Genomic DNA, 16347 nt, shown 5'->3' with positions numbered 1-16347 from the left:
TTGTATTTTTGCAGCGGTTAAAGATACTGATGTCTGTCAAAATAGGAAATATTGATTTAGGGAATTTCCCCTTATTGCTTGCGCCGATGGAGGATGTGAGCGATCCGCCTTTCCGTTATGTGTGCAAACAAAACGGGGCCGACATGATGTATACCGAGTTCATCTCATCGGAAGGATTGATACGGGATGCCGCCAAGAGCATTAAAAAGCTTGATATTTTTGAATATGAGCGCCCGATAGGCATCCAGATATTTGGTAGCGATATTAACTCGATGCGTGGTGCTACAGAAATATCTACACAAGCCAACCCCGACCTGGTTGATATTAATTACGGTTGCCCTGTAAAAAATGTAGCCTGCCGTGGTGCCGGTGCCAGCCTTTTGCAGGATATTGATAAGATGGTTGCCATGACAAAGGCCGTGGTTGAATCGACCCATTTGCCGGTAACCGTTAAAACGCGTTTAGGTTGGGATGACAACACCAAAAATGTGTATGAAGTTGCCGAACGCCTGCAGGATGTGGGGATAAAAGCCCTCACTATACACGGCCGTACCCGCGCGCAAATGTATAAAGGCGTTGCAGACTGGACGCTGATTAGCGAAATTAAAAAGAACCCGAGGATACAAATACCGATATTTGGGAACGGTGATATTGACTCGCCCGAAAAGGCTGCCAACTGGCGTTTAGAGTATGGTGTAGATGGGATGATGATAGGCCGGGCAGCTATTGGTTACCCATGGATATTCAGGGAAGTAAAGCATTTTTTTGAAACCGGGCAGCATAGGGATAAACCTACCATTGCCGAGCGTGTTGAGGTTTGCCGTACCCACCTCGAAAAATCGATTGAATGGAAAGGGCCTAAAACCGGAATTTTTGAAATGCGCCGCCATTACTCCAACTATTTTAAAGGCATCGAGAACTTTAAAGAAACCCGTATGAAGCTGGTATCATCTGATAATATCCAGGAGATATACGATATTCTGCAGTCTATCGAAAGCAATTTTTCGTTAGAACTGGCTTAATTATTGCCTGTTATAATTTATCATTACACAAATACGTTTACTATATTGTTAAACATTATGATGTTTATATGATGCTGTAAATTTCTTTAAGAGAAATTTTTGTTTAAGTTTGAATTGAAAGTTACGTTATATGATCAATACAATTACAGAAGGTGTTAAAGTTTCGGTAGAAACAATTTACCAGCCGGAGTACTCAAACCCGGCTAATGATCATTTTATGTTTGCCTACAAAATACATATTGAAAATGTAGGTAACTACGCTGTACAGTTACTGCGCCGCCATTGGACAATCTTTGATTCGAACGGAACCAAGCGTGAGGTTGAAGGCGAAGGTGTTGTTGGCTTACAGCCGATAATAGAGCCCGGGGCTTCGCATGAATATGTATCGGGCTGTAATTTAAAAACCGATACCGGCAGCATGAAAGGTGAGTATCAAATGATGAAACTGGTAGACGATACCTTGTTTAACGTTAAAATACCTGAGTTTTACTTGATAGCACCTTACAAGTTAAATTAATTACTGGTTTATTTAGCTTATAGGTTATTACCTCAAAATAAAAAAACCCGCTTTTGGCGGGTTTTCTGTTTTATGCTAAATGATAGAATACTACTATTCAAATTGATTTTTAATAGTGTACCCGTGTTTTTTCAACAGGGTTTCTTTGGTGAAGTGATCAACGTCAGCTTCAACCATTTCGTGTACCAGCATCGCCAGATCGTATTTAGGTGTCCAGCCTAATTTAGTTTTTGATTTGGTTGGATCGCCAATTAACAGATCAACCTCAGTAGGGCGGAAATATTTAGAATCAACAGCTACTACCAATTTACCGGCAGGCAATTGATATTTTTCGTTTGAGCAAGATACTACATATCCTTTTTCATCAGCGCCCTCACCTTTAAACTCAACTTCGATACCTACTTCTTTAAAGGCCATACGTACAAATTCGCGTACGCGGGTAGTAACACCTGTAGCAATTACAAAGTCTTCAGGGGTATCCTGCTGTAGTATCAGGTACATGGCTTCAACATAATCTTTGGCGTGGCCCCAATCGCGTTGTGCATCAAGGTTACCTAAAAACAGTTCATCTTGCAAGCCAAGGGCAATTTTAGCAACAGCACGTGTGATTTTGCGGGTTACAAAGGTTTCGCCGCGTAAAGGGCTTTCATGATTAAATAAAATACCGTTACAAGCAAATATACCATAAGCCTCACGGTAATTTACCGTGATCCAGTAAGCATACATTTTAGCTACAGCATAAGGCGAACGCGGATAGAACGGTGTAGTTTCTGATTGCGGAACTGCTTGTACCAAACCATAAAGCTCAGAAGTTGATGCCTGGTATATTTTGGTTTTTTTCTCTAATCCTAAAATGCGGATTGCTTCCAGTAAACGTAAAGTACCAATACCATCTGCATTCGCGGTATATTCAGGAGTGTCAAAGCTAACCTTAACGTGCGACATAGCGCCCAGGTTATAGATTTCGTCGGGTTGAACTTGTTGTATGATCCTGATCAGGTTTGTAGAATCAGAAAGGTCGCCATAATGAAGTGTGAAGTTTACATGCTCATCATGAGGATCCTGATACAAATGATCTATCCGGTCTGTATTAAATAAAGAGCTTCTTCTTTTAATACCATGTACTTCGTAGCCCTTTTTTAATAGCAACTCTGCTAAGTAAGCTCCATCTTGTCCGGTCACCCCGGTAATTAACGCTTTTTTCATTCCTGTTTTTTAATATATACCGACTTTAAAATCAAAACTAATCTCGCAAAATAACACAAAAATGCCAAGTATAATTGGTACTTAGGTGTTTTTAAATTAATATACTATGCAGTTGCATGGCACTCTCAATACACTTATCCATGTTATAGTATTCCCACTCTGCAAATCTGCCTAAAAGGTAGATGTTTCTTGTAGCAAGCAGTTGTTTTACGCGTTCTATTTTTTCGCGTGTTTGCTTTTGTTGTATAATGTACGAATTGGGCTCATAATTAAATGCCAGTGGTTTAAGGTTGCCAGGCAATAATTCCAGCTCTTTAACCATGTCAGCTTCATTATGCTTGCCCGAAAACTCTACCACACAGGTTTTTCTATTTGTGCCCTCGTTGTTTGTTGGGCTAAAGTTACCTGTATATATGATCCTGTGTGCCTTAAATTTATCTTCAGGCAAATAGAGCCATGAAATATCATTGTCATCAGTTTCACATAGCACATTCGATGTGCCGTTAGATAATAAACCGGTCACTTCTGCCAAAGCATCGTTTAATTTTTTATCGGATGTATCTATTATTGATGACAGCAACCGGATATCGCCACAATAGACCAATAAGTCACCATCCAACTCACCATTTACGATAATCCTACCATCATCGGATTTAATTGATGATACATTATATGATGGTGTAATATCTAAGCCTTGGGCAAGCCTGTTAATAATAAACTGCGAACCATCCCTTACCGGGTAGTAAAAGCGGGAGTGTACCATTTCGCTTTCTTCCTGTTTTACAATATTGCTGATGATCACATCGTCAATTTTGGGCATGGGTAATTTGCCTTCCAGCCACTCTAATGGTACCTTGCTGATATCAGTGTTCCATATTTTAGTGTTATATGGGCCAAAATATAGTTCATATAATGTTTCTCCAAAATTGCCCAGTAAAAAGGCTTTAAAATCTGAATAAGTTTCAGGTGCTTTGTAGCCTTCTTTAATGATGTTGAGTAAATCCTTCACTATCTTTTTTACCAAGTCTGGTGGTAACTGATGTAAAAAGTTCTCGATAGGGTAACCTATCAGCTTATCATTAAATAGGATCTTCGCATTCCTGATGGCTTCTAAAAACTCGGTTTCTTTATCAAAATGGTCCCAGAACCACTTTACAACTGCCGGATTTTTGCTGTTAAAAACATGCCCGCCAACGCGATGAAAAAGATTGCCATTAATACGTTCGCACTTTATCAAACCACCTATTGTAGGTGTCCGTTCAATTATTTTAACATCATATTGGGTTTGAAGCATACGGGCTATGCTAAGCCCTGATATGCCTGATCCAATTACTATAGCTTTTTGTGGCATTAATAAAGAGTAGCTGATTGTGAAGTTGAGAATATCAATGGAGTAAAGGAGGCTTTTTAGACGCTGGTTTTAGCCATTACCTGATCTTCTTTTTTGTCTAATTTTTCGAATTGAGAGTTTTTGCTAACAAACTCAGGAACAATCATTTTCATTTTCTCAACCAAAGGATTGTTATTGTTTTGTTTGTTCAGCGCTATCAACTCATCAATATCTATGGCAACCTGTTCGTACGGATAGGTGATAATCTTTGCTATCTTGATCTTTTCGTGATGAGTAGGTAGTGTTAACTCTTCCTGGTTTAGCAACTCTTCGTAAAGTTTTTCGCCCGGGCGTAATCCTGTATAGGTTATTTTGATATCCTTATCAGGTACAAGCCCTGCCAGTTTGATCATATTCATCGCCAGGTCTGATATTTTAACGGGTTTGCCCATGTCAAAAATATAGATCTCCCCACCCGACCCCATTACACCTGCTTCAAGTACCAATTGAACGGCTTCGGATATGGTCATAAAATACCGCATGATTTCGGGATGAGTAACCGTAATAGGCCCGCCTTTTTGTATCTGCGATCTGAAACGTGGAATTACCGATCCGTTCGAGCCCAGCACGTTGCCAAATCGGGTGGTAATAAAACGGGTGTTTATCACGTTTCCGTTAGCTGCATGTTTGTTTTTTAACGATTGTATATAGATCTCCGCAATACGCTTCGTTGCACCCATTACATTAGTAGGGTTAACTGCTTTATCGGTAGATATCATTACAAATTTTGCCGCCCCAAACGCCACCGAAAGATCCGCCACATGTTTAGTACCTAAAACGTTTGTATATACCGCTTCTGATGGGTTATCTTCCATCATGGGTACATGCTTATAGGCCGCCGCGTGGAAAACCATTTCTGGCTTATAGTTTAAGAACAGGCTTTTCATGCGCTGATAATTCCTTATATCGGCAATGTATATTATACTCGGAACATGGCTATAAGTTTCTTGTACCTCTAATTGCATATCATGTAAAGGCGACTCAGCCTGATCGCACAAAATAACCATAGCAGGTTCATAACTCATTACCTGTCTTACTATTTCTGAACCGATAGAGCCTGCTGCACCTGTAACTAATACCCGTTTGCCTTTAATATCTTCAGAAATTGTAGTCGTATCAATTTTTATAGGTTTCCTTTGCAGCAGGTCTTCAATTTTAAGATCTTTAACCTGTTGCATGTTGAGTTTACCATAAATCCATTGCTCGGCCGGCGGAACAGTAAGTACCTGTATATTAAGCGCCAGGCATTCATCCAAGGCTTCCTTTTTCCAATCATCCTCCAGGTTATCGTTCGTGATGATCAGTTTATCAATATTACGCCTTTCTTTAAGCTCACTTAGCTTGCTTATAGGGTATACCCTTACCTGCTCTATCTCTTTGTCAACCTTGCTTACATCTCCGTCAACAAATCCTACTATCTGGTAATCAGCCTGGCTATTTTCCAGGGCTTGCTTAATCAATACAGCTTTACTGTCTGATCCATATATAACTACTATAGTTTTTTTGGTATTAGAATAGTTCTTTAGGTAAAAGAACGTGCTCCGCACGGCGGTGCGTGTCATAATAAGTAAGGTACTTGATATTGAAAAGTTAACTAATAATACCATATAGATGTTTACAGAGTGAACACCCAAGGCAGGTATAACCCAAACCTTTACCAGGAATAAACAAATAAGGCTACTTAAAAATATAGAGCTGAAAATACGCAGTACATCGTGTGTGTTTGAATACCGCATTAAGCCGGTATGTATGCGCATAAAATACATTACCGCTATTGCAGGGATACAATAAACCGCATTATATACAAAGAAGTGACCCCTTAAAATACTGCTAAACTCAAAATGCTGTACCGTAAAATATGACGAAACGAACGACCATATTACAATTAGCATGTCTAAAAGTAGTATGATCCATCTCGGTACAGATTTACCTAACAGTAAAAAGCTTTTCATCCTATTTAATATTGATTAGTCAGGAGTGGTAAAGTTAATAAAATTACGACTATTTTTTTGCAAACCTATCAACTATACTTACGATATTTTAGCAGTATTAGTTGCCCGGTTACTTTAATTAAAAGTAAAACAGGGATTTTTTGTTTTATTGGATTTTAAATAAAGTAACAATTTCAATACAAATGCGTGAAGTCTGGATGATTTTCTGAGTGTAATTAGGTGTCATTTCTTCATTAATCGGGGCTTTAACCAAAGATAAGCTACGGCAAGGGGCAAAATTGTTATGATGAATAGTGTAAAGAATGGAAGTTGATCAAAATAGATAACCACAGCTATAATGGCTAATTGGATAATAGCATACATTGCTGAGACCACCAGGTGCGGGATCTTGTGTTCGTTGGCCAGCAGTTGGTAAAAATGCAATCTGTGAGCTTTAAATATATTTTGTTTCAGTATAATACGATGGATAATGGTAAAGATAGAATCGACGCCATATACTGCCAAAAACAGGATATAACTCCACTTGTGTGTTGTTATAAAAATGCTTAACAATAAGAATGCGATCCAGAATGCGATACTTACACTACCTACATCGCCTGCAAAACATTTAGCCCTTTTCCTGAAATTGAAGAACAGGAATACTACTGTTGCAACTATGGGCAGCCATATCAGATCGGGATTAATAAATTGCTGTTGGTAAAGGTTTATGTATTGCAGACCTAAAAATATAACCAGGCTATATGTTCCGGTTATTCCATTAATGCCGTCCATAAAGTTGTAGGCGTTAATAATACCAATAACCAAAATATATAGCATTACGCAATAGTAGAAAGGCCAAAAGGAGAATATTTTAAGAAATAAAAACAATAGGGTTACGGCAGCCAGGTGAAAGAGTATCCTTATTTTGCCCGATAATGTATGTGCATCATCTAAAAAACTTATGCTACCAATAATGAATGCGCCAAGTACAGGCAGCCAGTATTCGGCATGCAATATTACCGATAACAGCGCGGCAAACAAGAATATCACCCCGCCACCCCTGATCGTGATAGCACTGTGCGAACTGCGTTCATTAGGTTTATCAATGATATTATAACGATCCGCTATTTTGAAATAGAGAAGCATTACCGCAAAAAATACCGGGATAAGAATGATATAAAGCATGAAATTATTGGGACTGAAAACTACGAATTGTTTTTTTTAATCCTTCGGTTGATGAAACAGGGAAGCCGGAAATATTGAATGCCTTTTTGATCTTAGCGTTTGAAACCACATAACTCTCTGTTAATTTTTTTAAACGTTCAGCATTTAATGGTAAATGCAATACATCGCCAATTTTTGCCACTGCTGTAATAAGCGAGGAGTTGATCTTCCATAGTTTTGGTTTGCTGCCAACAACGTTAGCTATTAGCATGATAACGCTATTGGTTGATAAGGCTTCATCGTCGGCAAGGTTATATATTCCGCTTGCTATGGTACTACCGGTAATTATCTTTTCAATAGCATAAGTTAAATTATCAACTGATAAAAACGAACGCTTGTTTTGAAAAGCAGCTAAGGGATATGGAATGCCTTTTAAAACTACTTTATAGAGCAGGTTTAAATTACCTTTATTACCCGGCCCGTGTATCATACAAGGGCGAAGGATGAATAACCGCTTGCTTGCGTCAATGGTTTGGGCTAACAGGTATTTTTCGGCTTGCTCTTTTGATTGGCCGTATGGCGTTTTTGCCAGGTACGGAGCATCTTCATAAAGTACATCGTCAACTGTATCGGCCACAGCCTTTACACTGCTGAAATAGATAAAATCATGTACATTACTCTTTGCAAAAGCATCAAATATCTTTTGGGTAAGCCCGGTGTTCACTGCAAAGTATTCATCTGGGTTAGATGCATTTTTTACATCGTGAGCTTTACCGGCAAGGTGGATGATGGCATTAATACCGTCCAGTTCTTTAACAGTAAAATTATCCCAGGTAAAACTTTGTTTTATTTTTTTATCCGTATGATGCTTGCGGTTAAGTACCGAAACAGCAATCCCCTTATCATGTAAATGATCGATCAGGTTTGCACCTACAAAGCCCGAACTACCTGTTATTAATACGCTGATCATTTAAAAATAAACTCGAAGGGTTTGAAAATGTATTTTGAATAGATCATCAGGTAATTACTGTATATGCCATTATCGCGACAAGCACGTGCAATCTCCTTATTTAAAATCAGAATGCTTTTAATGCCTTGTGTGCTGGCACCACCCGGGCGCATTTTAGTGGTGATAAGCGGAATATATTTCCAGTTGATTTTATTCATGAACAGAAACCGGATAAGCAACTCATAATCAGATGCGATGCGATAATCTGTTTTATAATACCCAAAGCTTGTAAATAAATATTTTTTTGCAAAGAATGAAGGGTGGGCAGGCATATATCCCCATGCAAAACGGCTCGGCTGCCATTTGGCCGATGAGTATTTCCTAAGTACTTTATTTTCATCCCCATCTTTTATAAAAACGATATCGCCAATAACGGCATCAATACTTTCATTAACGAATGCTTTTGCAATATTGGTTAATACCCGGCTATCGTAAAAAAAATCGTCGGAGTTTAACGTACCCACCACATCGCCGGTGGCGAGTTTAATGCCCTTGTTCATGGCATCATATAATCCTTTATCTTTTTCGGAAACAAAGATGTTAATCTTATCACCAAAACTTTTAATAATGTCTATCGTTCCGTCGGTCGATCCTCCGTCAATAACAATGTATTCGACATTGGCATAGTCTTGCGCCAAAACCGATGTTATTGCATCTTTAATTGTTGCCGCGTTATTATAAACTACCGTTACTACGGATATCTTCATGCTATTGGTTAGTCTATTTTACGGTCTTTGATCTTCACAGCGGGATTGCCCTGGTAAATGGAGTAAGCATCCAGGTTTTTAGTGGCGATGGACCCCGCTGTCAATACCGCATGGCTTTGTACAGTAACGCCGGGGCAAACTACTGATTGTGCCCCTATCCAACCACCTTCGTTAATAACTATTGGCTTCACCATCAGATTGAAAGTTGGCTTTGAATAGTTATGGTTACCTGTGAGCAACATAGCACCTTGTGATATGCAAGCATTAGTTCCTATAGTAACCGTTGTCAAATTATCTATCCAAACGTTTTCGCCTATCCACACAAAATCGCCTACCTCTAAAAACCAGGGGTATTTAATGTTGATACAAGGTTTTAATTCAACACCTTTTCCTATTTTGGCCCCAAACATCCTGAGTAGTATTGCCTTTAAACCATTGGATGGGATGAGTGAAGTTTTAAAAACAACCGCGTTAACATAAAACCAAATGGTTCTTTTTAAAAAAGACGCACCCGGGTTATACCATGCGTTGTTATATGATGACAGATCTGTTTTCATGGTATTTTATAAACCAAAAAGCTGTTTGTATTTATTAGCGGCGTCCATTTGGTTATAATAATTAATAGCTAACTGGTGCGCACCATTACAATACTCATTATATTCCTGCTGGTCCATAGCTTTAAACTTCTCTATAGCTGTAATTAAACTTTCATCGGTTGTTATATCAGCATTAATACCTGCTTTATACTGCTCAAGGTTATTCCAGGGGGTAAAAAAACTGGTGATAATTGGCCTGCCAACACTCAGGCTTTCATACAATGCGTGCCCGAAATTTTCGCCCTTGGTTGGCAAAATAAACACATGCGCTGATGATAGCACCTGCTGTACATTAACAGGTTTTACATTACCCATGTATTTTACCTTGTTGGGTATGGTTTTCATTACCTCTTCGCATTTGTGCCAATAATCAATATCCTTGGGAGGGCCATAAACTTCAAGGCTGAGTCCCGGTTTTATTTGTGTGATCAGTTGCAATAACAGCAACAGGTTTTTTTTTTCGGCAATTAAAGATAAGTATATCAGTTTAAGCTCGTCGGGCTTTTTTGTTGGGAACGATATATTTTGTACCGGCTTTTTTGGGATATTTTCAGCAACAACAATATGCTTGCTTCCCGGGAAAGATCTTATAATATCCTCTTTCTCTTCCTGGTTAGTTGCATGCCAGCCGGCATGTTTTACCAGCCCCAAGAGCCGCACAACACTGATGTAAAACTTTTTCTTCAGTGATTTTCCTGCCAAAGCCCCCCCCTGTAGCATACCCCTCGGACAAATGATAACTCTATTGCTGTATCCCAGGCTTTTAGCGGCCAAAAGTGGCTTTAAAAAATAGCCGACCGAGAAAATACCGTTAAGGTAAATATGATCGGGCCGGATGTTGCCAATGAGTGTTTTTAATGTTTCTTTTGATAGGCCTTTGTTATCATTATACCATACCCGGGTTGGTACCGTTGCTCCCGGTAAGGTAACTATATTCCAGGCATTTAATTTAATGTCAGAATATGCACCGGTTGATTGCAAATCATAACCGCCGGTAATTACGGTAATGTCATTATCATGCTGCAGGCTTAGCACCAGGTTTGTTAACGATTGTATAGGCCCTCCGGCTTTGTAGCCCGGAAAAAAATAATCATAAATAAACAACAGCTTTTTTTTGCTCATTGATCTAAATATTTCTTAAACCCTCAGCAATTTGCACGTAGCTGTACTGATCTATAATAGCTAATGAATTTTGAGAGATCGTTACCCGATCAGCGTCCGGTTTACTAACAAAATCTTCCATGGCTTTTTGTAACTGTTCAATATTGCCTGTTTCAAAAACACGACCGTTTACTTCGTTTTTGACAAGATCGTAACTGCTGCCGCAAGTATCCGAAACAATAACAGGTAATCCAAAATTCATAGCTTCGTTTACCGACAGCCCCCAGGTTTCACCCAGCCCCGAACACATTACAAATACATCGGCAGCACGATAGTATAAAGGAATTAATGATTGATTAATAAAGCCGGTTAAAACAACTTTATCATTTAATCGATGCCCAGTAATAAAAGTTTCCATTTGTGGGCGTAATTCACCATCGCCAACCATTACTAAAGTAGCGTTTTCATTATCCATTAAACTAAAAGCTTTCAGTATGTCTAATGGGTTCTTTTTTGTAATGTACTTACCCGAGTATAAAATTATGTTTGTTGCTGCTGGTAAATTTAGTTTTTCGCGGGCCACATTTTTTAGTGTTTCTTCAAATATGCTGCGGAAACGCTTGTTATCAACACTGTATGGTGTAAATACCAGGTTGGTTTCTTTTTTACCCAGGGCTTTATAAAAAAGCTTGTTTTGCTTGCCAACGTATAAAAACTTATCGGCAAACATAAAAATGAAACGTAAGTATAAGTGCTTTAAAAAAGTAATGTATTTGTTTTTTAATAATTCCTGGTTTTGTGGTGTTTCGGCACGTATACATACGGTGTGCCCGGTAAGCTTACCGGCAATTATAGCCATGATATGAGTGGCATATGCCCAGCCGTGTATCACCAAAATTGATTTGGGCTTTTTGCGGAGGTATGATATGATACCCGGGTTAAATAAACCAAAAAAACCGGAATGGATAGATGGTTTGAAAGACCTGTTCTTTATAAAAACACTTTTGTACCCATCCATCAATGGAATATCCCACTGTACGTTTGTGCCAAAACCCTTATCCATTTTCCCTTTTAAACTTTCATCCGAACAATAAACCACCTCCAGATCAATATCGGTATTTGCCGAAATATGCTGGTAAAGCGGTGCGAAATATTGTATGGGGTGTGAGTTTAAAAATATAACCGGTTTCATGTATTATTAATTAGGGCAGGCCACCAATTTACGCGCTTAGCCGTGGCTCAAGTATGCGTATTAACCACCCTTTTACAAAAAAGATGGTGAAAAAGTAAATCGAAATATAACCTATCGCTTTTGTTGTATCGGCACCATAAACAGGTATCAGTAAGTAAAATGCACCTGTTAAAATCCAGGCCCAAAGCTGACTTGGGCTACTTTTCCATAAATAGCTAAAGCAAAGGCCTACCAAATAACCAAATATAAACATGGGTACATTCATAAATACCTCGCCAAAATCAATATAAGCGTCGGCTACGGTACCAAGACTAAAAGAAGTTGCACTTTCTTTACCACTTAAACCAAGACCTGTAAATTCGTTGGTGTGCTTGCTGTCATCAAGCGCTTCCTTATTAGCATCTAAAAAACGAGGCACTAAATAGTGAGCAATGGCTTTTGCATACACCGCGCCATTTTGATGTTGCTTCATTGCAGGAACATAAGCTAATGTAGCATCAAAATATTGGATATAGCCTATCCTGTCTACCATATCCCTTATTGCGTTTTGGTATTTTTCATCATCAATATTACTCACTAATTGACTAAGCTTTCCAAGAGCTTCACTTTGTGATACCGAAACGGATTGATTTAACTCGCCTTTATTGAGGTACTTGCGGTATTCCATTTTACTGGCTGTCCAATACACTGCTATGTTAAAGAACAAGACCATCATTGCCAAGAGTACCACAAACCCTGTAAATTTAATTTTAGGCTGTAAGGTTGCAATACCAATAAAACTGAATATAAGTACGTTCAAAAAGGCATCGGCAAAGAAAGATGACAAGCCCAATAGAACTTCAATAAGGATAGTAGCATAGAATATAATACGGAGCTGAGGCGCTCTTTTATGTATGATATAAAATGTAATAAGGAAAAACCCCCATTTAATATAAAAGAAGAAATAGAAGTATTGAACAAAACCCGAAAAACTCCAGATAGCAAAACGGGATAAATAGATAATAACAGAAACAATGATGTACCAGCGCAGGGTGTATTGAGGCGAATACTTTAGTATAGCGTTATCTATATTATCTATACGTAAGTTTTTAACTCCGACAAAGACACCAAGGGCATATACATATAATGCAATTATAGATAATAGGATTGTTTTATCGAAATATTGTAAAGGGAAACTCTGGTCCTTCATATACTCCATCAGGCTTATCCCCAAAAATGTACTGTAAAATAGCTGGGCCGAAACATTAAGCCACTGAAATATTAACCCCCAAAAAAGTACATTAGGATGTCTGGATACCCAAAAAAGACGGTAAAGAAATATCGGGTAAAGAAATACAGGAATAGAAATAAGGATATTCGGTGAATTTGTCCATGTAAATAACAAATAGGCCAATACTATAAACCATAATGCAATTGGTGGGTAACTACTTCCGTATCGCATCTGTGCTGATTTTAATAACTAAATTTTCTAACAACCCTGCCTGGTGTTTCATTGCAAAGTTTTGCTCAATATGTTGCCTGCCTTTATCGCCCATTTGAGATGCAAGTTCGGGGTTGGCCGATAAGTAACTAATCTTTTCTGCCATCATTTGTACATCACTTTTGGGTACAATATATCCATTGATCCCGTCTTCCACAATCTCTACCGCTCCGCCACTATGCGTAATAATAACCGGAAGGTTAGTTGCCATGGCTTCGGCAACAACCAAACCATACCCCTCATCATGGCGCGAAGCCAATACAAACAAATCAATACCATTAAAAAAAGTATTTACAGAGGGTAGCCAACCTGTAAATACAATAACGTTTTCCATTTGCCATTCTTTGATGCATGCTTGTAGCTCGCTATACAAGGGCTCTATAAAACGTCCGCCTATAACTAATCTTAATTTGGGGTTTTTGCTATAGGCTATTTTAAAGGCACTTAATAAATCCTGGTGCCCCTTAGTGTGGGTCATTTGCCCGGTAATGCCAACAATAAAAACATCATGCTGCCAATTAAATTGTTCGATAAAGCTATTATTACGCGCTACCCGCTTTTCAGGGGGCAGTTCAATACCGTTATGCACGGTAGTTATTTTTTCGGGCGGGCATCCAAGTTCAATGGTGCGCTCCCTTACGTTATCAGAAATTGCGATAAAATGGTTAACCACCGAGTTGTAATGAGCAAATGTTTTTTTTTGAAAGGGTATAACCGGCGCAGGGTCATGCATGTGGCAAACTACAGGTACTTTTGTAAGTTTTAAAGCGGGGTACAGTAAAATCAGTTCGTGATGATTTGCAAAAAACAGTACATCCGGCTTGAAATTTTTTAATACTTTAAAAAAATCGTAATAGAGCCGGGGCATTTTGATTAATGCAGATAAACTCATTTTAATTTGATACCATGCCAAACTGCGGCTAAACATGCCCAGCCAGCTTATGGTATATTTTAGGCCATTACTGTTAAGTAGTTTTATAAACTCGCCATCGTTCCAGCCGGAAACTAAGAAAAGGCTTTCCGTTTTATTAAAATGCTTAAAAAAATCGATAGTTACGTGTTGCAGGCCAAAACAAAACCCCGATGGCACAATAGCGAATATTTTTAATTTTTGATTAGCCATTATTGCTGATATAGTTTTGCGGCCATGCTGCCTTTTGAATATTTACAGGTAGCTTGTTAAACGGAATATGATTAAATAAGATGCGGTCAACCGAGTCGGATTCAAAATCTTTTGATTCGCGATGGCTGGATTTGCTGAATTTTTCGCTTATCCGTTTATTATCGCCGAGCCAGCAACCATGATGGAAAACACCCACCTCTTCCGGGCAAGTAGTAAAACCATACAGTTGGTTCGAAAAATCAGGGAGGTGAGCTGTTTTTAAAATCTTGGCAATACGCGATTGGTTCCACGATACGGTTCTGCGTTGTTCAAACAATACACCAGGTTTTAAAAAACCAAAATGTGTAAAATCAACAACTTCGCGAGGAACGCGCTGATGCCAGTTGCGGATGTAATTATAACCGGTTACCCGCATTCCGTTTGGTTTTTTTTCTGACAGGTATTTTAAAATGGATGGGATGGTATCGGTATCATACATTTCATCCGCATCTATCACCCAAAAATAATCGGGCGGGTTATGAAAATCCTTGATATCATCCATGCTCCGGCCGTGCGATATGGTGTTTTTATAACTCTTTTTGTTGTACGATAGCATTTCCATGTTCCTCGCGGCAGCCTCATCCGGTAAACGGCGCACCAAAAAATTGATCTTTCCATCCGGGTCAGGATAGTTGAGCACAATGTTGGCTGTATCATCGGCCTTTACGGGTGTACCATACCAATCCCTGTCATATTGCGTGATGATTGATATCCGGTTACAAAAAGGATATATGGTATCTAATTGTGCTTTGATGAATATTTCTTCATTCAAAGCCAATATAATAGCATGAATTTTTAATCCGGAGCTGATCATTTATAAAAGAAGCTTTTTCAGTTTAACAGAAATAGGTTTTTCTAATTTCCTGGTTATTAGTGTTGCCAAACCTATTACAATGGCCAACGTAATTATTACTTTCCAAAAACTTACTATGCCAAAATGTTCTAATTTTTGCATAATGATAAAGCCTACATTTTGATGTATAAGGTAAAGTGCGTAAGATATCTCCCCAAAAAAAATGAATACCTTACCAGAAAGGAACTTGAATTGAAAGTGAATGGTTAATAAGAATACCAAATAAACTATAGTTAGGGCAATAGTTACATAATTAAGATCGGAAAGTGCAATTATCCCCACAATAAATGAAAACAACAAAAGCATCCAATATTTGATTACCTGTTGTTTCGAAATATAAATATGATAAAAACAAATACCGGATATAAAAAATGAGCCGTACCTTAAATTGAAAACAGCACCGGCAAAAGGTATTTTATGAACCAAATTGTAAAATAAAATCAGCAATAGCCAGGCCCAAAGAAAATAGTAGAAGGCATTTTGTTTAGTTTTAAAGAAAAACATTGATGTAGCCATTACAAGGTAAAAAAACCATTCTACCAGCAATGTCCAATAGGAAGGATCAACACTTTTTATTTTAAACAGGCCGTTAAACATGGTAAGTGAAACCAACGCCTCTTTAATATTTGTGTTTCTGCTTGGCGATAATGGAAATATAGTGATCAGGCAAAAAGTGATGATCAGGCAGATCCAAAAGGTTGGATATAAACGGATGGCTCTTTTGAGTAAAAAATCTTTGATGGAAGTTGTTTTGGATAGGGTATAGAAAATAACAAACCCACTGATAAGGAAGAACAGCTCTACTCCAAAATAACCATGCTCAAATATTTGCGGTGCTTTAAATTGATGGCCAAACTCGTTATTATAAATAAAAAGAAAATGGTGTAGTACAACAATCATTGCGGCAATTCCGCGCAAAGCATCAAGGTATAAAAACCTACCATTGGGGTATGGAGTTTTTCTAACTAAATTATTTAAATTCATTATAAACGATATTTAATGCTTTTTTTAATGGGA

At 38.3% G+C, this 16347-nt stretch carries 15 protein-coding genes; 2 read left to right on the top strand and 13 right to left on the bottom strand.

Going from position 1 to position 16347, the window contains the following annotated elements; all coding sequences use genetic code 11:
- The first annotated feature begins 29 nt into the window (after positions 1-29).
- Both dusB and apaG read left to right on the top strand, forming a co-directional pair.
- Positions 30-1022 carry a tRNA dihydrouridine synthase DusB gene (gene dusB / locus KXQ82_RS10265; RefSeq protein ID WP_219488193.1) on the top strand — a complete coding sequence of 331 codons (993 nt, stop codon included), beginning with the start codon at positions 30-32 and terminating at the stop codon, positions 1020-1022.
- Positions 1023-1152: 130 nt separating this feature from the next.
- Positions 1153-1539 carry a Co2+/Mg2+ efflux facilitator ApaG/CorD gene (apaG, locus tag KXQ82_RS10260; RefSeq protein ID WP_219488191.1) on the top strand — a complete coding sequence of 129 codons (387 nt, stop codon included), beginning with the start codon at positions 1153-1155 and terminating at the stop codon, positions 1537-1539.
- A gap of 93 nt (positions 1540-1632) precedes the next feature.
- Here apaG and gmd read toward each other — a convergent pair whose 3' ends face one another.
- The 13 genes from gmd to KXQ82_RS10195 all read right to left on the bottom strand — a co-directional run bounded on the left by gmd (position 1633) and on the right by KXQ82_RS10195 (position 16314).
- A complete protein-coding gene (gene gmd / locus KXQ82_RS10255; protein ID WP_219488189.1) occupies positions 1633-2745 on the bottom strand; it encodes a GDP-mannose 4,6-dehydratase in 1113 nt (370 codons plus the stop codon).
- A gap of 91 nt (positions 2746-2836) precedes the next feature.
- Positions 2837-4096, bottom strand: coding sequence for a protoporphyrinogen/coproporphyrinogen oxidase (locus KXQ82_RS10250; protein WP_219488187.1), 1260 nt, complete (start codon positions 4094-4096; stop codon positions 2837-2839).
- A 56-nt stretch (positions 4097-4152) separates the two neighbouring features.
- Entirely contained in the window at positions 4153-6087 is a 1935-nt protein-coding gene (locus tag KXQ82_RS10245) for a polysaccharide biosynthesis protein (RefSeq protein ID WP_219488185.1), read from the bottom strand.
- A gap of 222 nt (positions 6088-6309) precedes the next feature.
- On the bottom strand, positions 6310-7212 hold the full coding sequence (locus KXQ82_RS10240; protein WP_255563594.1) for an MraY family glycosyltransferase: 903 nt from the start codon (positions 7210-7212) through the stop codon (positions 6310-6312).
- A gap of 43 nt (positions 7213-7255) precedes the next feature.
- On the bottom strand, positions 7256-8200 hold the full coding sequence (locus tag KXQ82_RS10235) for an NAD-dependent epimerase/dehydratase family protein (protein WP_219488181.1): 945 nt from the start codon (positions 8198-8200) through the stop codon (positions 7256-7258).
- Complete coding sequence (locus KXQ82_RS10230) at positions 8197-8946, bottom strand: glycosyltransferase family 2 protein (protein WP_219488179.1); 750 nt, start codon at positions 8944-8946, stop codon at positions 8197-8199. The genes KXQ82_RS10235 and KXQ82_RS10230 overlap by 4 nt, the downstream gene beginning before the upstream one ends.
- A gap of 8 nt (positions 8947-8954) precedes the next feature.
- The gene (locus KXQ82_RS10225; RefSeq protein WP_219488177.1) at positions 8955-9503 is read right to left on the bottom strand and encodes a putative colanic acid biosynthesis acetyltransferase; all 549 of its coding nucleotides are present in this window, start codon (positions 9501-9503) and stop codon (positions 8955-8957) included.
- Positions 9504-9509: 6 nt separating this feature from the next.
- Entirely contained in the window at positions 9510-10664 is a 1155-nt protein-coding gene (locus tag KXQ82_RS10220) for a glycosyltransferase (protein ID WP_219488175.1), read from the bottom strand.
- Positions 10665-10668: 4 nt separating this feature from the next.
- Positions 10669-11835, bottom strand: coding sequence for a glycosyltransferase family 4 protein (locus KXQ82_RS10215; RefSeq protein ID WP_219488172.1), 1167 nt, complete (start codon positions 11833-11835; stop codon positions 10669-10671).
- A gap of 28 nt (positions 11836-11863) precedes the next feature.
- On the bottom strand, positions 11864-13033 hold the full coding sequence (locus KXQ82_RS10210) for a hypothetical protein (RefSeq protein WP_219488169.1): 1170 nt from the start codon (positions 13031-13033) through the stop codon (positions 11864-11866).
- A 226-nt stretch (positions 13034-13259) separates the two neighbouring features.
- Entirely contained in the window at positions 13260-14438 is a 1179-nt protein-coding gene (locus KXQ82_RS10205) for a glycosyltransferase family 4 protein (protein WP_219488167.1), read from the bottom strand.
- On the bottom strand, positions 14431-15291 hold the full coding sequence (locus KXQ82_RS10200; RefSeq protein ID WP_219488166.1) for a hypothetical protein: 861 nt from the start codon (positions 15289-15291) through the stop codon (positions 14431-14433). The genes KXQ82_RS10205 and KXQ82_RS10200 overlap by 8 nt, the downstream gene beginning before the upstream one ends.
- Complete coding sequence (locus KXQ82_RS10195; RefSeq protein ID WP_219488164.1) at positions 15292-16314, bottom strand: acyltransferase family protein; 1023 nt, start codon at positions 16312-16314, stop codon at positions 15292-15294.
- Between the last annotated feature and the right edge of the window lie 33 nt (positions 16315-16347).

It is taken from the genome of Mucilaginibacter rivuli (genome assembly GCF_019391655.1).
GTDB classification, from domain to species: Bacteria; Bacteroidota; Bacteroidia; order Sphingobacteriales; family Sphingobacteriaceae; genus Mucilaginibacter; species Mucilaginibacter rivuli.
This window is presented reverse-complemented; position numbering and strand designations above follow the sequence as displayed.